The 18,871-nt window shown below is 68.3% G+C and carries 19 protein-coding genes and 1 pseudogene; 7 read left to right on the forward strand and 13 right to left on the reverse strand.

What is annotated here, in order from left to right; genetic code table 11:
- Positions 1 to 81: 81 nt before the first annotated feature.
- From M673_RS01795 to M673_RS01815, 5 genes and pseudogenes are all read left to right on the forward strand, one after another.
- Positions 82 to 324 carry a helix-turn-helix transcriptional regulator gene (locus tag M673_RS01795; RefSeq protein ID WP_061973121.1) on the forward strand — a complete coding sequence of 81 codons (243 nt, stop codon included), beginning with the start codon at positions 82 to 84 and terminating at the stop codon, positions 322 to 324.
- 247 nt (positions 325 to 571) lie between these two features.
- On the forward strand, positions 572 to 880 hold the full coding sequence (locus M673_RS01800; RefSeq protein ID WP_148639946.1) for a hypothetical protein: 309 nt from the start codon (positions 572 to 574) through the stop codon (positions 878 to 880).
- A gap of 94 nt (positions 881 to 974) precedes the next feature.
- Positions 975 to 1,562 carry a GNAT family N-acetyltransferase gene (locus tag M673_RS01805; protein WP_061973124.1) on the forward strand — a complete coding sequence of 196 codons (588 nt, stop codon included), beginning with the start codon at positions 975 to 977 and terminating at the stop codon, positions 1,560 to 1,562.
- Between the two features lie 27 nt (positions 1,563 to 1,589).
- Positions 1,590 to 2,342, forward strand: a pseudogene (locus tag M673_RS01810) (DMT family transporter); the annotation flags it as partial.
- Positions 2,343 to 2,524: 182 nt separating this feature from the next.
- Positions 2,525 to 3,187, forward strand: coding sequence for an OmpA family protein (locus tag M673_RS01815; protein WP_148639947.1), 663 nt, complete (start codon positions 2,525 to 2,527; stop codon positions 3,185 to 3,187).
- Positions 3,188 to 3,262: 75 nt separating this feature from the next.
- On the opposite strand, the gene M673_RS01820 is transcribed toward M673_RS01815, so the two are convergent.
- Positions 3,263 to 3,667, reverse strand: coding sequence for a gamma-glutamylcyclotransferase family protein (locus tag M673_RS01820; protein WP_061973128.1), 405 nt, complete (start codon positions 3,665 to 3,667; stop codon positions 3,263 to 3,265).
- Positions 3,668 to 3,797: 130 nt separating this feature from the next.
- The gene (locus M673_RS01825) at positions 3,798 to 5,018 is read right to left on the reverse strand and encodes an MFS transporter (protein WP_082639121.1); all 1,221 of its coding nucleotides are present in this window, start codon (positions 5,016 to 5,018) and stop codon (positions 3,798 to 3,800) included.
- Between the two features lie 346 nt (positions 5,019 to 5,364).
- Here M673_RS01825 and M673_RS01830 point away from each other — a divergent pair, with 346 nt between their 5' ends.
- Positions 5,365 to 7,020: an acyl-CoA dehydrogenase family protein gene (locus M673_RS01830; protein ID WP_061973130.1), complete on the forward strand. Its 1,656-nt coding sequence runs from the start codon at positions 5,365 to 5,367 to the stop codon at positions 7,018 to 7,020.
- A gap of 115 nt (positions 7,021 to 7,135) precedes the next feature.
- Here M673_RS01830 and M673_RS01835 read toward each other — a convergent pair whose 3' ends face one another.
- The 8 genes from M673_RS01835 to M673_RS01870 all read right to left on the reverse strand — a co-directional run bounded on the left by M673_RS01835 (position 7,136) and on the right by M673_RS01870 (position 15,125).
- Positions 7,136 to 8,164 (reverse strand): trans-3-hydroxy-L-proline dehydratase, encoded by a 1,029-nt coding sequence (locus M673_RS01835; RefSeq protein ID WP_061973132.1) that lies wholly within the window; start codon positions 8,162 to 8,164, stop codon positions 7,136 to 7,138.
- A gap of 15 nt (positions 8,165 to 8,179) precedes the next feature.
- Positions 8,180 to 9,880: a cis-3-hydroxy-L-proline dehydratase gene (gene lhpI, locus M673_RS01840; RefSeq protein WP_061973134.1), complete on the reverse strand. Its 1,701-nt coding sequence runs from the start codon at positions 9,878 to 9,880 to the stop codon at positions 8,180 to 8,182.
- The gene (locus M673_RS01845) at positions 9,877 to 10,878 is read right to left on the reverse strand and encodes a 4-hydroxyproline epimerase (RefSeq protein ID WP_061973136.1); all 1,002 of its coding nucleotides are present in this window, start codon (positions 10,876 to 10,878) and stop codon (positions 9,877 to 9,879) included. Before M673_RS01845 ends, lhpI begins: the two co-directional genes overlap by 4 nt.
- A 62-nt stretch (positions 10,879 to 10,940) precedes the next feature.
- Positions 10,941 to 12,194: an NAD(P)/FAD-dependent oxidoreductase gene (locus M673_RS01850; protein WP_061973138.1), complete on the reverse strand. Its 1,254-nt coding sequence runs from the start codon at positions 12,192 to 12,194 to the stop codon at positions 10,941 to 10,943.
- Position 12,195: 1 nt separating this feature from the next.
- On the reverse strand, positions 12,196 to 12,918 hold the full coding sequence (locus M673_RS01855) for an amino acid ABC transporter ATP-binding protein (RefSeq protein WP_061973139.1): 723 nt from the start codon (positions 12,916 to 12,918) through the stop codon (positions 12,196 to 12,198).
- Positions 12,911 to 13,564, reverse strand: coding sequence for an amino acid ABC transporter permease (locus M673_RS01860; protein ID WP_061973141.1), 654 nt, complete (start codon positions 13,562 to 13,564; stop codon positions 12,911 to 12,913). Before M673_RS01860 ends, M673_RS01855 begins: the two co-directional genes overlap by 8 nt.
- A gap of 11 nt (positions 13,565 to 13,575) precedes the next feature.
- The gene (locus tag M673_RS01865; protein ID WP_061973142.1) at positions 13,576 to 14,241 is read right to left on the reverse strand and encodes an amino acid ABC transporter permease; all 666 of its coding nucleotides are present in this window, start codon (positions 14,239 to 14,241) and stop codon (positions 13,576 to 13,578) included.
- Positions 14,242 to 14,318: 77 nt separating this feature from the next.
- Positions 14,319 to 15,125, reverse strand: a complete 807-nt coding sequence (locus tag M673_RS01870) for an ABC transporter substrate-binding protein (RefSeq protein WP_061973144.1) — start codon at positions 15,123 to 15,125, stop codon at positions 14,319 to 14,321.
- A gap of 242 nt (positions 15,126 to 15,367) precedes the next feature.
- Here M673_RS01870 and M673_RS01875 point away from each other — a divergent pair, with 242 nt between their 5' ends.
- On the forward strand, positions 15,368 to 16,411 hold the full coding sequence (locus M673_RS01875) for an Ldh family oxidoreductase (RefSeq protein WP_061973145.1): 1,044 nt from the start codon (positions 15,368 to 15,370) through the stop codon (positions 16,409 to 16,411).
- Between the two features lie 81 nt (positions 16,412 to 16,492).
- Here the strand turns inward: M673_RS01875 and M673_RS01880 are convergent, their stop codons facing one another.
- The 3 genes from M673_RS01880 to M673_RS01890 all read right to left on the reverse strand — a co-directional run bounded on the left by M673_RS01880 (position 16,493) and on the right by M673_RS01890 (position 18,794).
- Complete coding sequence (locus tag M673_RS01880) at positions 16,493 to 17,443, reverse strand: dihydrodipicolinate synthase family protein (protein WP_061973147.1); 951 nt, start codon at positions 17,441 to 17,443, stop codon at positions 16,493 to 16,495.
- Between the two features lie 196 nt (positions 17,444 to 17,639).
- A complete protein-coding gene (locus M673_RS01885) occupies positions 17,640 to 18,344 on the reverse strand; it encodes a GntR family transcriptional regulator (protein WP_061973149.1) in 705 nt (234 codons plus the stop codon).
- Positions 18,345 to 18,485: 141 nt separating this feature from the next.
- A complete protein-coding gene (locus M673_RS01890) occupies positions 18,486 to 18,794 on the reverse strand; it encodes a Dabb family protein (RefSeq protein ID WP_061973150.1) in 309 nt (102 codons plus the stop codon).
- Between the last annotated feature and the right edge of the window lie 77 nt (positions 18,795 to 18,871).

Genomic DNA, 18,871 nt, shown 5'->3' on the forward strand with positions numbered 1-18,871 from the left:
TTCATGGATCTTCATGCGCTCGAGGGACAGTCAGTTCCCTCATCCCGAAGAATGGCTAAAAACAGCCGCGCATTCGAAACATTGGACATCGACCTTCAGACCGCGCGCACGCTTCAGGCGTTCGGCGAACACTATAAGCTTACGATGGCGGAGCTTCGGTTGGCGATCGTGCTGCGAGAAGGCAAGGGGCTGAAGGCGGCCGCGCGGCGGATCGGCGTCGGCTACGAGACCGTTCGCACCCAGATGAAGTCCGTCTTCGCGAAGACCGGCGCCAAGCGGCAGGCCGAGGTCATCTCGATCCTATCCGCCTTCAAGGAAGGTTGATCGAACCGCGCGTCTCCATTCGGGCATCCGCCCGAACGCGTTCGCGCCCTGGGACGCTTCGGTCTTTCCCTGCACGGCGGAAAAGTTTTCGTTTTCCTTGTCGGCACTTTCGGCAGGCTTTTAAATTGTAACCTGAGGCTGTGCCTTCATTCAGCAAGCTTTGCTTACCAGTTTGCGCGACACTTCGTCCGGAATGGCTTAGCATCAACTCTCAACCACGGGCTTGCCGCCCGCTCAGGAACGTCGCATGTTTCCTCACATGGAAGAAAGCCGATCCCCGGCGGGAGGATCGTCCCACTCCGCCCATGGCGCTTCCGGCAAGAGCCGGGATCAGTCGGACGCTCGCCTCCCTGATCCGCTGGCGCAAAAGCCACTGCCGCCGCGCTCGCCCTGGCATGTCAGCCTCTTCCTCCGCCGCTTCCTGATCGCCGTCGCGGTGGGCATTCCCGTCATCCTCCTGATCTCCAAAAGTTGGGGCGAAGCCTTCATCTGGAGCGCCGTTCTCGTGGTCGCGCTACAGGTGATCTATCTCGTGCTGGCGCTGATCTTCGGCTGAACTCTTATGGGCCAGCGCGCGGCAGGCGCGCCGGCCCTTGCCCTTCCGCATCGGCCATGCCAATCCGCCCTTCGATCAAAGAAGGAAGAGGCGGATGGAGCGGTTTCACGAGATCGGGCGAGGCAAGATCGCAGCCATCGCGACCTCGCTCGAAATGCGCGAGCGCCCGGCCCCAAGGCCCGCGCCGTCCGATCTCCCCGGACAGGTCGTCCCCTGGCCGAAGCCGGATGCGCCGACCTATCTCGCGCTTTACCGCAAGGTCGGCGCTGCCCATCTCTGGTTCTCGCGCCTCTACATGAGCCCGGCCGAACTGGAGGCTGCGCTCGCGAGCCCGGCCACGATGATCTTCTCCTGGCGCGTGGACGGCGAGGACGAAGGGCTCCTGGAGCTCGACTTCGCCGGAGGCGAGGATTGCGAGATCAAGTATTTCGGCGTGACGGAACGCCTTCAAGGGACAGGCGCGGCGCGCGCGCTGATGAACCACGCGATCGAGACCGGCTTCGCGCGCCCGATCCGCCGCCTGTGGCTGCACACGAACACGATCGACCATCCCCGCGCCCTCGGCTTCTATCGCCGCACCGGCTTCGAGCCCATCGGCCAGAGCCTCGAAATCGCCGACGATCCACGCCTCAACGGGGCCCTGCCGCGCGACGCCGCGCCCCACATTCCCATCTTCGATTAAGAGCACCTAACAAAAATCTCGTGGGGGCGGCTCGCCGTGCCGGCGCGGCGCGACCAACCCTTCGTGCTCCTCCAGGCGCTGTGCCTGTTCTCGTGCAACTTCCTCTGCTTCTACAAGGCAGCCGCTTTCATCCCTTCCGAGCTGATCTCGGTGATCTTCTCGCTGGCGAGGATCCTGAACGCGGTGAACGCCCGGCTCTTCTTCGGCGATCCGATCTCGCGCCGCGCCCTTGTGGCCGCGCTGCTCGGCGCCTCCGGCCTAGGGCTTCTGTTCGGGACAGACGTCGCCCATGGGCTCGATGGGAGTACGCTAACCGGCATCGGGCTCGCCGCGCTCGGCACCTTGTTCTTCTCCTTCGGCAACATGGTGTCGCGGCGCAACAGTGCGGCGGGTCTGGCGCCGGTCGTCGCCAGTGGCTGGGGCATGGCCTATGGCGCGCTCGTGCTTCTCGCCCTGATCGCGCTGACGGGAACGCCGATCGTGGCCCCGCCCGGCGGGCGCTATGTCGCGGCGCTCGTCTATCTCGCCGCCATCGGCTCCGTGGTCGGCTTCACGACCTATCTCATGCTGGTGGCGCGCATCGGCTCGGCACGCGCGGCCTATGCCACGGTGCTGTTTCCGATCGTCGCGCTCACGCTTTCCAGCCTGTTCGAGTCCTACCAGTGGACCGCGACGGGGCTTCTCGGCCTCCTGCTGACGCTCGCCGGCAACGCGGTGATGTTCACCGGGCCGAAGGCGCCGGCGCGCCCGCTCGCTCCCGCCGCGCGCGCATCGGTTTGAAACTCGGGGGCCTGACGCCGGGGCGCCGAAAGGCCTTCTTGACCCTGTTGCTCCCGTGCAACGTTTGGGGAAAACCCCTGCGTCAGCCCCAATCCAGCCCAGACTGTTTTCTAGCCCGTTCCCGAACGATCCTGAAAGGGGCCCCCGCGCGAAGGGCTCCGAACATCGGAAGGCTGGATTTGATGAAGAAGCTTCTTCTCGTGCTCGCCGCCGGCGCCATGCTGGCCGGCTGCACCACCGATCCCTATACCGGCGAGCAGAAGCTCTCCAACACGGCGGGGGGCCTTGGCATCGGCGCGGGCGCCGGGGCGCTCGGCGGCTATCTCGTCGGCCGCGCCACGGGCACCGATCCCGGCCGCGCGGCGCTGATCGGCGCGGGCATCGGCGCCATCGGCGGCGGCGGCATCGGCGCCTATATGGACCGCCAGGAGGCGGACCTGCGCGCCCAGCTTCAGGGCACGGGCGTCTCGGTCACCCGCAACGGCGACCAGATCATCCTCAACATGCCTTCCAACATCACCTTCGACACCAATGTCGATCAGGTGCGCTCGCAGTTCTATCCGACGCTGCAGTCGGTCGCGATCGTGCTCAACAAGTACGACCAGTCGATCGTCGATGTGTCCGGCAACACCGACAATGTCGGCGGCGAGGGTTACAATCTCGCCCTGTCGCAGCGCCGCGCCGCTTCGGTCGGCCAGTTCCTGCAGAGCCAGGGCGTCAATCCGCGCCGCCTGAACATCCAGGGCTACGGCATGTCGCGCCCCGTCGCCTCCAATGCGAACGAAGCGGGCCGCGCGCAGAACCGCCGCGTCGAAATCTCCATCTCGCCGCTGCGCGCCGGCTGATCGACCACGGTCCGAACGAAAAAGGGGGAAGGCCGCTCGCGGCCCTCCCCCAAACTCGACTGTTTTTCGTGAGCGTCAGCGCTCCCAGGGCGGAATAAAGCGCCGGTCCTGATAGTCCGAGAGATAGCCGGTGTGGACGGGGTCCAGCCAGCTCTGGCTCTTCATGTAGCCGATGGCCTCGACCTGGCCGCTGCCCTCGCCCGCTACCAGGATCTGCGTGCGGAAGCTGCCGGGGCTGCCGACATCCTCCAACTCGTCCAGCTTGGGCAGGCGGCCGGGATCAACCCGGTAGAGCTCGCCGCGCACGCGCAGGCCCTCGCCGGGCCGGTCGAGCATCATCGGGCCGAAGAACGAGCCCGCGATCAGGAGGGGATAGGGCTCCAGCGTCTCCACCGCGCCCAGAAAGAACGCGCCGTCGAGGCCGAGCGGATGGAACGGGAAACCCCGCTTGAGCGTGCCGTATACGAAGATGTCGATCATGGCCGAGCAAGCCGCATTGGCCGCCCGGCGTTCCCCGCCTCTCACACGATCGTCATGCGCATTTGGCCGCAGGCGCCCGAAGCGGGAGGGCACCTGCGGCGGCGCCCTCCCTGTCAGGCGGCGCCCCCTGTCAGATCGCAGAGGAGTCCTCGCGGTCCTGCCGGTGGCTGTAGAGAGCAAGAAGGCAGGCGAGCCCGGCCAGAATCGCCGAGGCGACCGGCAGCATGGAGTAGGACGCGCCGGAGGCGATCAGCATGGCCCCGATCCAGGCGCCCATCGCGTTGCCGAGGTTGAAGGCGCTCTGGTTCACCGTGGAGGCGAGGTTGCGCGCGCCCTTGGCGGTGGCCACGATCCGCATCTGGATCGGCGAGGCGAGGCCGAAGACCAGCGCCCCCCAGATCAGAAGCAGCGTCAGCATGGGCACGGTGTCGGCGGCGAAGAGATAGATGCCGACGAGAACCGCGGTCATGGCGGCGAACATGCCGATGATCGCGGGCATGAGCTTCCAGTCGCCCAGCCGCGCGCCCACCACGTTGCCGATCGTCATGCCGACGCCGAAGATCAGGAGGAGATAGGGCACGCGCTCGGGCGCGATGCCGGTCACCTCGGAGAGAAGCGGCGCGATATAGGTGTAGAGCGTGAACAGGGCGCTGGAGGCCAGGACGCTGAGGCCCATGGCCATGAGCACGGGCGGGCGGCCGAGCGCGTGCAGTTCGTCGCGAAAGCGCACGCCGGCGCGCGGGTGGCTCTGCGGCGCGAAGAGCGCCAGCGCCAGCGTGGTGAGCAGGGCCAGCGCGGTGACGATGAAGAAGGGCGCCCGCCAGCCATAGGCCTGGCCGATGAAGGTGCCGATCGGCACGCCGAAGACGTTGGCGAGCGTCATGCCGACGAACATCATGGCGATCGCGCCCGCCTCGCGCCCCGGCCGGGCGATCTCGGTGGCGAGCACCGCGCCGATGCCGAAGAACGTGCCGTGCGCCAGCGCGGTGAAGATGCGCGCGGCCATGAGCAGGCCATAGGTCGGGCTGAGGGCGCAGGCGAGATTGCCGATCACGAAGACCAGCGACAGAAGGATCAGCGCCCGGCGCCGCTCCCAGCGCGAGGTGAGAACGGCCAGCACCGGCGCGCCGAACACGACGCCGAGCGCATAGCCCGTGACCAGAAGGCCGGCCTGCGGAATGCTGACGCCGAGATCGTCCGCCATGCCGGGCAGGAGGCCCATGATGCCGAACTCGCCGCAGCCGATCATGAAGGAGCCGAGCGACAGCGCCGCCAGCGTCAACCCGGCGCGCGGCGCGGGCGCGACGGCCGAGCCGCCGTCCCGCGCGGGAATGGGAACGGAAAGGTCCATGGAATGCCGCCTGGAAGTGTTCTGATCTCCCAGCGACATCACGGGTCCTGCCCCCAGGCCACCCTCAAATTCGCATGCCTGCCTTGCGATAATGGGAGGCTGAGCGGAGACGAAGGAGACGAGCCTGTCTATGGACTGACAGAGAGCGCGGCCGACACGCCGGAGGGCGGCCGGGCGGGCCGGGATAGAGGGCGAAGGGTCCGCTTGGCGACAAGCGCGCGGACGAGGGACCATCGCCTCTCGGCGGCGCGCGTTCCTCCCCATTTGCGAGGGTCCACGATCCTGAGCTAGTCTCGCCCATCCAAGTCTGTCGCAGGTCGTTCAGCTCTCACAGGCAGGGTCGCCCATGCCCCGTTTCGCGCCCACGAGCGTCCTCGAGACGCATGAGGTCACCAACCAGCCGCCGGAGTTCGGCGGGCGAAATCTCTATCTGGACGATCGGGTGCTGCGCGAGGCCGTGCTGCGCGAGGCCGGTCCGTGGCTGGACGCGCGCATGGTCGCCCTTGGCGAGGAACTCGGACAGGAAAGCGTGCTCGCGGCGGGGGATCTCGCCAACCGCCATCCGCCCGAGCTCGTCGCCTTCGACCGCTACGGGCAGCGGCTCGACGAGGCGAGGTTTCATCCCGCCTATCACGAGCTGATGGCGCTCGCGATGAAGCATCGTATCCACGACCTGCCCTGGACGGTGGGAGAGCGCGGCGCCCATGTCGGCCATCTCGCGCTCGCCGCCCTGTTCAGCCAGGTCGAGCAGGGCACGATCTGTCCGATCAACATGACCTACGCCGCGGTGCCCGCGCTGCGCCTCGCCCCCGACATCACCCGCGCCTGGACCAACAAGCTGATCGGCGGGCGCTACGATGCGCCGCTGCGCCCCATCGCGCAGAAGGCCGGCATCACGCTCGGCATGGCGATGACGGAGAAACAGGGCGGCAGCGACGTACGCGCGAACACGACGCGCGCCGAGCCGATCGACCAAGCCACGCGTCTCTACCGCCTGACCGGGCACAAATGGTTCTGCTCGGCGCCGATGAGCGACGGCTTCCTGACGCTGGCGCAGGCCCCGAACGGATTGAGTTGCTTCCTCGTGCCACGGATTACCGAAGAGGGCCGGCGCAACGCGATCCACCTGATGCGGCTGAAGGACAAGCTGGGCAACCGATCCAACGCCTCTAGCGAGATCGAATATCACGGTGCCGACGCCTGGTTGCTCGGCGAAGAGGGAACGGGCGTGAAGACCATCCTGGAGATGGTGCATCTCACGCGGCTCGGCACCGTGGCGGGGTCGCTCGGCATCATGCGCATGGCGCTCGCCCAGGCGATCCATCACGTGTCGCACAGGCGCGCGTTCCAGCGCCGGCTGATCGACCAGCCGGCCATGCGCCTGGTGATCGCGGATCTGGCACTGGAATACGAGGCGGCGGTCGTGCTGGCGGCCCGGATGGCGCACTCGATCGACGACACCGATCCGCAAGGTCGCGCCTTCGCCCGCCTTTACGTGGCCTTGTCCAAATACTGGCTGACCCAGCGCGTGCCCGGCTTCGTGTTCGGGTGCATGGAATGCCTTGGCGGGGCCGGCTATGTCGAGGAATCCCCGATGCCTCGGCTCTACCGCGAAGCTCCGCTCAACGCGATCTGGGAGGGATCGGGCAATGTCATCGCGCTCGATGTCCTGCGCACGCTCGTGCGCGAGCCGCTGGCCCTCGCCAGCTATCGGGCCGAGGTGGAAGAGGGCCTTCGCGGCGGCGATCCTTCGTTGGCCGCCATGGCAACCGGGCTGTTCGATGAACTGGCGCGCGGCGCAATCGGCGAGCAGCGCGCCCGGCCGGTCGCCGAGCGGATGGCGCTCCTGCTGCAGGCAGCCTTGCTTCGGCAGCACGCGCCGGGCGCCGTGGCCGAGGCGTTTTCCCTGTCGCGCCTGTCCGAGGCCCGCGCCTTTTCCTACGGCGCGCTGCCGAGCGGCGTCGATGTGCAGGCCATTCTCGATCGGCAAGCGTTCGATTGAGCGAGACCCATCAGTCGCGTCTTGTCATCGATCGCTGGGATAGCCCGAGCCCTGAGAGGCCGTTGCGAAGGGCCGGCGAAATGGGCGAGAAACGCCCCGCCCATTTCGCCTTTTCCTACCGCGCGCCCCAGGTGTCACTGAGGCGGTAGCCTTCGGGCCAGGGGTCGGCGGGGTCGAGCATGTGCTGGTGGATGCCGGTGATCCAGCCTCGGCCGGAGATTTCCGGGCGGATAGCGGGGCGGGTGCCCACCTTCGCCGGGCCGAGAATGCGGCCGGTGAAGGTCGAGCCGATCAGCGAGACCGCCGTCAGACTGTCCTGTTCCGTCATCTCGCCCCGCGCATGGAGCACGGCCATGCGGGCCGAGAGCGCGGTGCCGGTGGGCGAGCGGTCGACCTTGCCCGGCCGGATGGCGACCGCCGCTCCGGCGCGAAGGCCTGTCTCGCCGCGCGTCACGCGCCCGGCGAAGAGGCAGAAGGAGAAATGGCGCCAGTCCGGGTTCTCCGGGTGGTGGAAGCCGAGCTGCTCGTCGGCCGCTTTCGTGATGCGCACGCCGAGCCGGGCGATCTCGTGCGCCTCCTCGGGCACCAGCTTGAAGCCGAGGCTTTCGGCGTCCACGATCACGAAACTGTCGCCGCCATAGGCGGTGTCGACGGTGAGCGTGCCGAGGCCCGGCACGTCCAGCGAGGCGCCGAGCTTGTCGGCGAAGCTCGGCAGGTTCTCCACGAAGATGCGCTGGGCCTTGCCGTCCCGGCATTCGGCGCGCACCGGCACGAGACCGCCCGGCGCCTCTAGGAGAAGATGCGTCTCGGGCTCTTGCATGGGCAGGATGCCGCCGTCGAGAAGCACGGTCGCCACGCAGATCGAGTTGGAGCCCGACATGGGCGGCGTGTCCTCCGGCTCCATGATGATGAAGGCCGCGTCGGCGCGCGGGTCCTTCGGCGGCACCAGGAGGTTCACGTGGCGGAAAACGCCGCCGCGCGGCTCGTTGAGCACGAAGTTGCGCAAGACATTGTCGCTGGCGATGAAGCGGCTCTGCGCCCAGAGCGTGTCGCCCGGCGGCGGCGCGACGCCGCCGACGATGACATCGCCGACCTCGCCTTCCGCATGGGCCGAGATGACGTGGATGGTCTTCACGCTGCGCATTCGTCTGTTCCCTCTTCAGCCGAGCCAGGGCGGCAGGCGCGCGGGCGCGCGGCCGGTGAGCGCGGCCTCCACGCAATCCGACAACGTGCCGAGGCGCACCGCGCAGCCCGACAGGCCCGGCCCGTAATGGGCGTATTTGCCCGAATTGGTGAGCACGGTGCGCGCCTCGGTCGGGAAGACCGGCCGCGAGATCGAGCACCAGCAGAGATCGGGGAAGACCGTGACGCCGCTCGCCATGAGCCGGGCCAGCGTGCCCTCGGCCCACGCCTCGGCGATCACATCCCGCCCGGCGGTGACGATGACGGACACGCCTTGCGCGCAGCGCCGGCCATCGAGGGCCACGGCCAGGGCGCGGCATTCGGCGAGCGAGGCGTGCGGGCTGCCGAGGGCGACGAGTTCCACCGCCTCCGGCCCGGCATTCAGCCGCGCCCAGGCGCCGGCGAGATCGGCTAACGTGATCGCGACCCGGTCGGCCTCCGGCAGCGCGGCCCCGCGCGCCTCGGGCGTCACGCCCTCGACATGCAGCATGGGGGCGGCGGAGGTCGTGCCGAAGGCCGCGCAGAGCGCCTTCAGATCGTCCGGCGTGGGCTTCAACCGATCCAGGCCGGTAAGCAGCGGGACGCGGTCCGGCGAGGCGAGCCCGGCGAGATAGCCGGCCAGCGGCCAGAACCCGTCACCGATCCCAGCGTCCCGAAGGTTCGTCGGGGTTTCGAAGTCGAGGATGCGCGCAGCCCGGCGCGGCGCGTCGAGATAGGGGCCGGCCAGCGGCGCGCGGCCGGTCAGCGCGATGCAGAGGTCGAGAAAGTCGGGATGCTTCGCGGTGCGCGCGCCGAGCACGGAATTGGCATAGATCACGGCGTTGGATTCCGACCAGCCGATCGCCTCGCCCGCGTCCGGCGCATCGGCGAGGAGATAGGGCGCGCAGGTGAAGCTCGGCCGGGCGCCCATGCGCACATAGCTGTCGGCGAGCCTTGCGGCCGGGCCACCGAAGCCGGGCTCGACGCCCTGCCGCTCCCAGTTCTCGCGGTCCACCGAAATGGCGTTCATCGTGGTCGGGATCGCGACCTTCGCGCCGAGCCGCTCCATCGTCTCGGCGAAGATGAGATTGGCGGGGCTGGCATAGATGCAGCCGTCGATATGGGCGCGCGTGACGTCGATCAGCCGCTCCGCGCCCTGCTGGCGCGCCAGCACGGTGAGGATGCGCATGGCCTGTCGCGCCGCCTCCCCCCGTTCGCCGGCCAGACACGCGCGGTCGCCCTCCGACAGGGCCAGGTCCACGCCGGACAGCGGCTCCACGGGAAGCGCCAGCCCCTCCGCCTCGATGCCGTCCGGCCCGAGCCGCGCGTGCCCGGCCTTGGCCAGCGCGGCATAGGCCGGCTCCGCCACACGGAACACCGGCAGGGCGTGCCCGAAGAGTTCGGCCGCGACCACCGCGCCGAGGGTGAGCACATCCTCCGGCCCGGCGAAGACCAGCGCCGCCGGGGCGCGACCTCCCAGCACGAGGTCGAGCAGCACGCCCGAGCCGGTGCAGGAGCCCCGGCTCGTCGGCATCATCAGCACCGTGCCGGAAACGGTGGCGCCGTGCGCGGGATGGTGCACGTCGATGATCCGCCCCGTCGCCGGATCGACGCCGCCCCAGAAGCTCAGGGGCTCGGAGAGAGCGAGAACCGGGCCCTCGGCCCGGCCTTCCAGGACGGCGAGGGCCGGACCGCTCATTTCACGACGAAGCCATGCGCGAACGGGTCGCGATCGTCGATGAAGATCGTGTTGATGCCGGTCTGGCGCGCCCAGCCGGCGATCGAGGGAATGATCGCGGCGCGGTTGGCGACGGTGGTCGCCGCCTCGACCCGGCCCTTGAACAGCGAGCCGATGATGGATTCGTGGACGAACTCGTCGCCGACGGACAGCTTGCCCTTGGCGGCGAGCTGCGCCATGCGCGCCGAGGTACCGGTGCCGCAAGGCGAGCGGTCGATCGCCTTCTCGCCGTAGAACACGGCATTACGGGCATGTGCGCCCTCCACGGTCGGCGCGCCGGTCCACTGGATATGGCTGAGCCCCTGGATTTCGGGATGCTCGGGATGGACGAACTCGTACTTGGCGTTCAGCGCGGCGCGCAGCTTGGGCGAGAAGCCGACGAGCTCGCCGGCCGTGAAGTCCGCCATGTCGCGGAAGTTCTTCTGCGGCTCGACGATGGCGTAGAAATTGCCGCCATAGGCGACGTCCACCACGATCTCGCCCAGGCCCTCGACCTCGGCGCTCAGGCCCTCGGCATAAAGGAAGCCCGGCACGTTGGTGAGGCGAACCTCCTCCACGAAGCGGCCTTCCTGGCGATAGGTGATGTCCACCTTGCCGGCGGGCGCGTCGATCGACAGACGGCCCGGCTCGCGCGGCTGGATCAGCCCGTTCTCGATCGCCATGGTGATCGTGCCGATCGTGCCGTGGCCGCACATGGGCAGGCAGCCGGAGGTCTCGATGAAGAGCACGGCGACGTCGCAGTCGGGCCGCGTCGGCGGATAGAGGATCGAGCCCGACATCATGTCGTGGCCGCGCGGCTCGAACATCAGGCCGGTGCGGATCCAGTCGTATTCGGCGAGGAAATGGGCGCGCTTTTCCAGCATGGTCTCGCCCTTGAGGATCGGGCCGCCGCCCGAAACGAGGCGGACCGGATTGCCGCAGGTGTGGCCGTCGAGACAGGAGAAGGTGTGGTTGGCCATGGGCCGGACCTCTATCGATGGGTTGGGTTCGCAGCGCCGCGCCAGGGCCGCGCCGCGCGCGTTCAGAACCGATGCGGCGAGAAGGGTGTCAGATCGATGGCGGGCGCGGCGCCGGTGACGAGATCGGCGACGATCCGCGCCGTGCCGGCCGACTGGGTCAGGCCGAGATGGCCGTGGCCGAAGGCGTAGGTGACGCGGGCGCTGGCGCGCGAGCGGCCGATCGCCGGTAGCGAGTCGGGCAGCGAGGGGCGAAAGCCCATCCACTGCTGGCCGCCCTCGGCGTTCAGGCCCGGCAGGAAGCTCCGCGCCTTTGTCAGCATCGCCTCCGACCGGGCGAAATTGGGCGGCAGGGCGAGGCCGCCGAGCTCCACCGCGCCGCCGACGCGGATGCCGCTGGTGAGCCGCGTCACCACGAAGCCGTGGCCGCCGAAGGTGACCTGCGTGCGCAGGTCGAAGGCGCCCGCCGGAAGCGTCGTGTTGTAGCCGCGCTCGGTTTCCAGCGGAATGCGCTCGCCCAGCGTGCGGGCGAGATGGTGCGAAAAGGCGCCGGCCGCGAGCACGACGCTGGCAGCCCGGCGCGGCCCGGCCGAAGTCTCGATCGCGACGCCCTCGCCCTCCGGCCGCAGAGCCGTGACGCCGGCCCGCTCGATCCGCCCGCCGCCTTGAACGAAGCGCTCGGCCAGCGCCAGCACGTAATCCTTTGGGTCGACGATGGAGAACCAGCCGGGCGTGAACGTGCCATGGGTGAAGCGGGGCGACAGGCCGGGCTGGATCGCCGCCATCTCGGCGGCGTCCATGTGATGGAATTCGATGCCGTGCGCCTCCCTCGCCTGCCAGCCCGGCAGCGAGGCGTCGACTTCGGACTGGCTCTCGTAGACCTGGAGATTGCCTTCCTTGCGCAGCATGGCGAGCGTGCCGGTGGCCGCGAGGAAGGGCTCCAGCTCGACCTTGGAGAGGTCCATCAGCGCGGTCTGCGCGGTTGTCGCAGCTTCAACCCGCGCCGGCTGGCAGGCGCGCCAGAACAGCCACATCCAGGGCGCGATGCGGGCGGCATAGCGCGGCGGCACGCTGAGCGGCCCCAGCGGGTCGAGCAGCCAGCGCGGCGCCTTTTTGAGGATGCCGGGCGAGGCGAGCGGCAGGATGTCGGTAAAGGCGAAGGCGCCGGCATTGCCCGCCGAGGCGCCGGCCGCCGGCCCTTCGCGGTCGAGCACGGTGACGGCGAGCCCGCGCGCCTGCAGCGCCAACGCGGCGGACAGGCCGACGACGCCCGCGCCGATCACGACCGTGCCGGGCTCATGGGAAGAAGATGCCGTCATGTCAGTGCGTCGCCGCCAGGAAGGTTCGGGTTTCCGGGTGCTGGGGCGCATCGAAGAGCTCAGTGGGCGGGGCGATCTCGGCCATGACGCCCTGGTGGAAGAAGGCGACGCGGTCCGACACTTCGCGCGCGAACTTCATCTCGTGCGTGACGCAGATCATGGTCATGCCCTCGGAGGCGAGCATGCGCAGCGTGTCCAGCACCTCGCCCACCAGCATCGGGTCGAGCGCCGAGGTCACTTCGTCGAACAGCATGTATTCCGGCGCCATGGCGAGTGCGCGGGCGATCGCCATGCGCTGCTGCTGCCCGCCCGAAAGGCGGGCGGGATAGACGTTCAGCTTTTCGCCGAGGCCGACATGGCCGAGCTGCTTCACCGCGATCGCCTCGGCCTCGGGCTTGGACAGGCCCAGCACCTTGCGCGGCGCCAGCATGACGTTTTCGAGCACGGTGAGATGCGGGAAGGCGTTCCACTGCTGGAACACGATGCCGACCTTGCGGCGCAGCTTGTCGAGATTGGTGCCCTTGGCGTGAACCTCGGTGCCGTCGAGCAGGATGGAGCCCGAATCGATCGGCTCCAGCCCGTTGATGCAGGTGAGCAGCGTCGACTTGCCCGAGCCCGAGCCGCCGATGATGGTGAGCACCTCGCCCTTGGCCACCGTGAGGTCGATGCCCTTCAGGACCTCCAGCGGCCCGAAGGATTTGCGCACGTTGCGGATCTCAATCATGGGGGGACCAGCGCCTTTCGAGATAGGACCCGAGCCGTGCGACGGGAAAGCTCAGGAGGAAGTAGATGAGGCCGCAGATCATCAGGATGAAGAGCGGCTCCTGCAGCCGTGTGACGAGGATCTGCGAGGCGCGCAGGAGCTCGATCAGGCCGAGCCAAAGCACCAGGGCCGAATCCTTCATCACGCCCAGCGTCAGCCCGATCCAGGACGGCAGGGCGATGCGGGTGGCCAGCGGCGCCACGATATAGCGGATGTCCTGGCCCCAGGTGAGGCCGAGCGAGCGACCGGCGCGCCGCGTGGTGGCCGGCACCGAGCCCATGGCGCCGCGCACGATCTCGGTGCAGTAGGCCGCCGTGTAGAGCGAGAGCACGACGCAGGACGTGGTGAAGGGCGCCCAGCCGAGCTTGGCGATGGACTGGAAGGCGTTGCCGAGCACCAGCTGGATGAGGAGCGGCACCGAGCGGAAGATGTCGAGCAGGAAGGTGAGCGGCGCCGACCAGAGCGCGCCGAACTGAAAGCGCACGACGCCGAACAGGATGCCGAGCAGCGTGCCGACCGTGACGGCGACCCCTGTCACCGCCAGCGTCATGCCCGCGCCTTTGGCGAGAAAGAGAAGATCGTTGACCGTGAGGGCCGTGGTGAACATGGCTTGAACCCTCAGGACCGGAACAGGCGCCAGGCGAGCGCCCGGGCGGCCAGCGTCACCACCTTGGCGATGACGTAGTAGATGACGGCGGCGATCGCGAAGAACTCGAAGGTGCGGAAGGACTTGGCGTTCAGCGCCTGGGTGACGCCGGCCAGATCCGTGTTCATGCCCACCGTGACGCCGAGCGAGGTCATGAGGATCGCCCAGACCATCTGGTTGGTGGCCGGCAGGAAGGCGATGCGCAGCATCTGCGGCAGGAGGATGTAGCGGAAGGCCTGGAGCGACGTGAGGCCGAGCGAGCGACCGGCGCGGGCCTGCGTGTCGGGAATGGCTTTCAGCGCGCCGCGGAAGTTCTCCGAGAGATAGCCGGCATTGTTGAAGGCGATGCCGGCGAGCAGCGAGGTGAAGGGGCTGAGATGGACGCCGAAGGCGCCGAGGCCGAAATGCGCCATGTAGATCTGGAACAGGGCCGGCGTGTTGCGCGCCACCTCCACCCAGGTCGCGGCGAAGCCCTTCAGGATGCGGCTGTCGGAACGCCGGAAGAGGGTGAGCGCGACGGCGCAGACCAGGCCGATCGCCATGGACAGGAGCGCGATCTCAAGCGTCACCAGGGCGCCGTTCAGCATCTGCGGCAGGGCCTGCAGCGCCTGGTTCCAGCGGAATGTGTAGTTGAACATGGCCGTCGCGCGCCCTTGGAAAAAACGGATCGGCGCGCGGGAAGGAGCCCCGCGCGCCGCCGACCGTCAGACGTGGCTCAGCGATAGACGCCGGGCACCGTGAGGTTCGGGGCCTCGCCGCCGACCCACTTGGCGTAGAGTTCCTTGTAGCGGCCGGTGCGGACCTGCTGGTTGATGAACAGGTTGAGATAGTTGATCAGGCCATACTCTTCGCGGTTGGTGAAGAGCGAGACATAGTCGATGTCGAAGGGCGCCTTGCCGACCACGGCGATGCCGGGGAAGTTGCCGGTCTTCACATTGGCCTGCGCCACGGTGGATGTGGAGACGGTGGCGTCGATCTGGCCCTGGCTCAGCGCCAGGAAGACGTCGGCCTGCGTCTGGTAGGGGCGGAACTCGCCCGAGCCCCAGGTCTTGACCTGCGCTTCCAGAGCGATCGCCTCGTAGGTGCCGGCGGTGGCGCCCACCGTCTTGCCCTTCATGTCCTCGAAGGACTTGACGCCGGACTTCTCGTTCGCCGTCACCGCCATCTCGAAGGCGAAATAGGGAATGGTCATGCCGACCGTCTTGGCGCGCTCCAGCGTGTCGGAGGTGGAGGCGACGCCGACATCGACGCGGCCCGACATCAGGGCCGGGATGCGCTCGGGAAAGGGCGTCTCGACGATCTCGGCGGTGACGCCGAGGACCTTGGCGAGATCGTTGCAATAATCGACGTCGAAGCCGACCGGGTTGTTCGCGGCATCGCGCGAGCCCATGGGCGGGAAGTCGAGAACGACGGCGCAGCGCAGCGTACCCGACGCGATGATGTCGTCCAGCTTGTCGGCCTTGGCCGGTGCGACGATTGCGGCGGCCGCCATCAGGCTGAGCGCGAGTGCCTTGATTGTCATGGACAGTCCCCTTGCTGGTTCCCCCGAAGCAGCCCGGTTCGGCGCGTCGGCTGGGCGGCATCAAACAGAAAATACAACAAGTGTGCAAGGCCCTATCGCTGCCGCAAATTCTTGCAGTTGCGAACAAGACGGGCACGCACAATCGCAGTGCACCCGCCACAATCGGCCAAGCTTGAGGGGGATGTATGCTAAGTGTATGCAGGCATTCTCATTCCGGCCTCCATCCCGCCAAAGGACGCACCATGACAAGCGATCCCGCCTCCCTGCCGATCGACGCGCTGTTCGCCCGCGTGGAGGCGATCTTCCGGCGCGGCGGGCTGAACGCCGTCCAGAGCGGCGCGCTGGCGCGGGTCATCGTGGCGGGCGAGCGGGACGCCTGCAAGTCGCACGGCATCTACCGGATCGAAGGCGCGCTGCGCACGGTGAAAGCCGGCAAGGTGAACGCCGAGGCCATGCCGGAACTGGCGCCCGACGACGGCTCGGCGATTATTCGGGTCAACGCGCGCGGCGGTTTCGCCAACCCCGCCTTCGAGCTCGGCCTGCCGCATCTGGCTGAGCGCGCCCAGCGGCTCGGGATGGCCGCGCTCGTCATCAACGACTGCACGCATTTCTCGGCGCTGTGGCCGGAGGTCGAGGCGGTGACCGCCCATGGGCTGGCCGCGCTCGCGCTCTGCCCGAGCTATGCCACGGTGGCGCCGGCGGGCGGCACCAAGCCGCTGCTGGGCACCAATCCCTTCGCCTTCGGCTGGCCGCGCTCCGGCAGCGATCCTTACGTGTTCGATTTCGCCACCTCGGTCGCCGCGCGCGGCGAGATCGAGCTGAAGCGCCGGGCGGGCGAGAAGCTGCCGGAGGGCTGGGCGGTGGACGCGGATGGCCGGTCGACGCGCGACCCGGAAGCCGCGCTCGCCGGCGCCATGCTGACCTTCGGCGGCCACAAGGGTTCGGCGATCTCCACCATGATCGAGCTTCTGGCCGGTATCATGATCGGCGATCTCACGAGTCTGGAGTCCCTGCGCCAGCTCGGCTCCACCAATCTTTCGCCGAGCCATGGCGAGTTGATCCTCGCCTTCTCGCCGGAGCGCTTCGCGGCCGGGCGGGAGGGCGAACCCTTCGCGCGGGCCGAAACGCTGTTCGAGGCGATCCTCGGCCAGGGCGCCCGCCTGCCCTCGCAGCGCCGCTTCGCCGCCCGCGCCAGGGCCGAGGCAGAGGGCATCGCCTTGAGCGAGGCGGAACGGACGCAGCTCGACCGGCTGGCCGCCGAGGGGCTGGACGCGATCACGCTCTGAACACCCGAAGGGCCTGAACGCCAAAAGGGCGGGCCTCCCGCGAGGCCCGCCCTTCCGTTCGATGTTCCGAAAAAGAAGAAATCAGGCCGCGAGGCCTTCGCGCTTCGACCAGTCGGCATACCAGGTGTCGAAGAGCGTCAGCTGCGCTTCGACATAGCCGCGCTGGCTTTCGCTGAGCGCGTCGCTCTCGTTGAAGTGCAGCGTGTATTCCGCAAAGCCCTTCAGCACCATCATGTGCTTGAAGAAGAGAACGAGGTCCGGCCCTTCGTCGAAGGAGGACAGGACGGCCAGCGCTTCTTCCAGCTCCTTGGCCTGCCGACGGGCCAGCGCATCGCCCTTGGCGGCCTTCTGCGCCAGGGTGCAGAGCTGGATCACTTCGCGCGGCAGAACGTTGCCGATGCCGGTGATGGCGCCCGTCGCGCCGCAATTGACGAAGCCGTGCACCACGGCCGTGTCGACGCCGATCATCAGCGTGACCTCGTCGGCGCGGCTGGTGATCGTTTCGGCGGCGTAGCGCAGGTCGTCCGGCCCGCCGAACTCCTTGAAGCCGACGAGATTGGGATGCTCGGCGCGCAGCGCGAAGAAGAGATCGGCGCGCGTGGCGAAGCCGTAATAGGGGCTGTTGTAGATCACGGCGGGAAGCTCGGGCGCGGCGGCGAGGATCGCCTTGAAATGGGCGCGCTGGGCCGCGATCACCGAGCCGCGCGACAGGACGCGCGGAATGACCATGAGGCCCTTGGCGCCGGCCTTCTGGGCGTGCGCGGCGTGGGCGACGGCGGTCGCCGTGTTCACCGCGCCGGTGCCGACGATCACGGGAATGCCGGCCGCCGCCAGACGCGCGACGCCTTCCATGCGCTGCTCGTCGGTCAGCAGAGGCCAGTCGCCCATCGAGCCGCAATAGACCACGGCCGACATGCCGGCGGCGATCAGCTCCTGGCCCTTCTTGACCAGCGCGTCGTAGTCCGGCGTCCGGTCGGCCTTGCAGGGCGTCATCAGGGCGGGAATGACACCGGAAAAGATGGATGCGGTCATCGCGATACTCCTTGTGAGCCATCAGCGCTTGGCCGAATGCGGTGGCTCCGCCGCCTCGTGCCGTTGCCCCAGATATCGCGCATTGCATTTTATTTGTCGACAGGAATTCGACAGAGAATTTTTCGGCGGTTCGACCCGCCGCTCGCTGGGTCACTATCCCCGTTTGGAACGGGCAAATTCCAGAATCGAGACGTGATCAGAGAGCGACGTCGAGCTTGCCGCCACGCGAGAAGAAGCGCTGCACCTGCTCCACGATCTGCTCGGCATGGATGCGGGCGAGATGCTCGGCACCAGCCAGATCGCGCGCGGCGATCTTGAGGATCATCTCCTCGTGCTCGTCCACGAACTGGCGCGGCAGGCGGTCCTCGTAGGACTCGTAATAGATGCGCAGGATGCGCCGCCCTTCGTCCAGCAGCCGGTTGAACAGCGCGAAGAAATACGGATTGCGCCCCGCTTCCGCGATCGCGGCGTGGAAGGCGGCGTTGGTGGCGATCATGGCGAGCGCGTCCTGCGCGGCCACGGCCTTCGCGAACGCGGCCTGCTCGGCGCGGATCGTCTCGAGATCCGCCGGCTTGTGGTGCTCGGCGGCAAGGCGCGTCGTCACCCGGTACATCAGCACCAGCGCGTCGAAAAAGGCGTGCAGGTTCAGGAAGTCGATGTTGGACACCATGGCCGAGCGGTTAGGCAGCGTCGTCACCAGCCCCTCGCCCGACAGGCGCACCAGCGCCTCGCGGATCGGCGTGCGCGACATGCCGAAGCGCTCGGCCAGTTGCACCTCGTCGATCGGGCTGCCCGGCGGCAGGACGAGGTCGAGGATCTCGTCGCGCAGGAGGTCGTAGACCATCTTGACGCCGGAGCCGCGCTTGCGTTCGGGAAGGGGCGGCTCGGCGGCGTCGGACATGGACGATCCCCAATAGTTCAAAGAGTGGCTGGTTCGAAGGGCGGTTCGGACGCGGGCATCGGCCCGGCGCGGGTTTCTCGCCAGCGTCAGGCGGTCGAAAAACTCTTGTACACAAAGCTTATCCACATCGGGAATGGAGTCTCACGTCGCCAGATCGAAAACGAGCAGGCCCGAGACCCCGCCCTCGGCCGCAGTGACGATGCGCTTTCCCACCGCGACATGATCGGGATGTACGAGATAGCGGTCGCGCGCGTCCGCGTTCTCGAAGGTGACGACGAAGCCGTCGAGAAAGCCGCCCTGCAGCCCTTCCGGCGAGACGTTGGGGCCGCAAGACACCGAGACCATGCCGGGGATCACGTCCCGCAGCGCCGCGAGCGCCGCGTAGATCGCCGCGCGCTCCTCCGGCCGAAGCGTCGCCTTGAAGCGAATCCACACGCAATGCAGGATCATCGAGCCCTCCCCCGGCTTCCGTCTCTCCCGGCCTTCGTCTCCCGTCGAGACCGCCCGCGCCCGCTCGGCGCGAGCGA

This window comes from Aureimonas sp. AU20 (assembly GCF_001442755.1).
Lineage (GTDB): Bacteria > Pseudomonadota > Alphaproteobacteria > Rhizobiales > Rhizobiaceae > Aureimonas.

Coding starts and splice junctions, on each gene's coding strand:
- lhpI (WP_061973134.1), bottom strand. CDS start 9,880: ATGAGCGGTCCGGCCCTCGCCGTCCTGGAAGGCCGGGCCGAGGGCCCG.
- M673_RS01815 (WP_148639947.1), top strand. CDS start 2,525: ATGAAGAAGCTTCTTCTCGTGCTCGCCGCCGGCGCCATGCTGGCCGGC.
- M673_RS01885 (WP_061973149.1), bottom strand. CDS start 18,344: ATGTCCGACGCCGCCGAGCCGCCCCTTCCCGAACGCAAGCGCGGCTCC.
- M673_RS01835 (WP_061973132.1), bottom strand. CDS start 8,164: ATGCGCAGCGTGAAGACCATCCACGTCATCTCGGCCCATGCGGAAGGC.
- M673_RS01855 (WP_061973139.1), bottom strand. CDS start 12,918: ATGATTGAGATCCGCAACGTGCGCAAATCCTTCGGGCCGCTGGAGGTC.
- M673_RS01805 (WP_061973124.1), top strand. CDS start 975: ATGGAGCGGTTTCACGAGATCGGGCGAGGCAAGATCGCAGCCATCGCG.
- M673_RS01870 (WP_061973144.1), bottom strand. CDS start 15,125: ATGACAATCAAGGCACTCGCGCTCAGCCTGATGGCGGCCGCCGCAATC.
- M673_RS01850 (WP_061973138.1), bottom strand. CDS start 12,194: ATGACGGCATCTTCTTCCCATGAGCCCGGCACGGTCGTGATCGGCGCG.
- M673_RS01860 (WP_061973141.1), bottom strand. CDS start 13,564: ATGTTCACCACGGCCCTCACGGTCAACGATCTTCTCTTTCTCGCCAAA.
- M673_RS01825 (WP_082639121.1), bottom strand. CDS start 5,018: ATGGACCTTTCCGTTCCCATTCCCGCGCGGGACGGCGGCTCGGCCGTC.
- M673_RS01845 (WP_061973136.1), bottom strand. CDS start 10,878: ATGGCCAACCACACCTTCTCCTGTCTCGACGGCCACACCTGCGGCAAT.
- M673_RS01830 (WP_061973130.1), top strand. CDS start 5,365: ATGCCCCGTTTCGCGCCCACGAGCGTCCTCGAGACGCATGAGGTCACC.
- M673_RS01800 (WP_148639946.1), top strand. CDS start 572: ATGTTTCCTCACATGGAAGAAAGCCGATCCCCGGCGGGAGGATCGTCC.
- M673_RS01865 (WP_061973142.1), bottom strand. CDS start 14,241: ATGTTCAACTACACATTCCGCTGGAACCAGGCGCTGCAGGCCCTGCCG.
- M673_RS01880 (WP_061973147.1), bottom strand. CDS start 17,443: ATGACCGCATCCATCTTTTCCGGTGTCATTCCCGCCCTGATGACGCCC.
- M673_RS01875 (WP_061973145.1), top strand. CDS start 15,368: ATGACAAGCGATCCCGCCTCCCTGCCGATCGACGCGCTGTTCGCCCGC.
- M673_RS01890 (WP_061973150.1), bottom strand. CDS start 18,794: ATGATCCTGCATTGCGTGTGGATTCGCTTCAAGGCGACGCTTCGGCCG.
- M673_RS01820 (WP_061973128.1), bottom strand. CDS start 3,667: ATGATCGACATCTTCGTATACGGCACGCTCAAGCGGGGTTTCCCGTTC.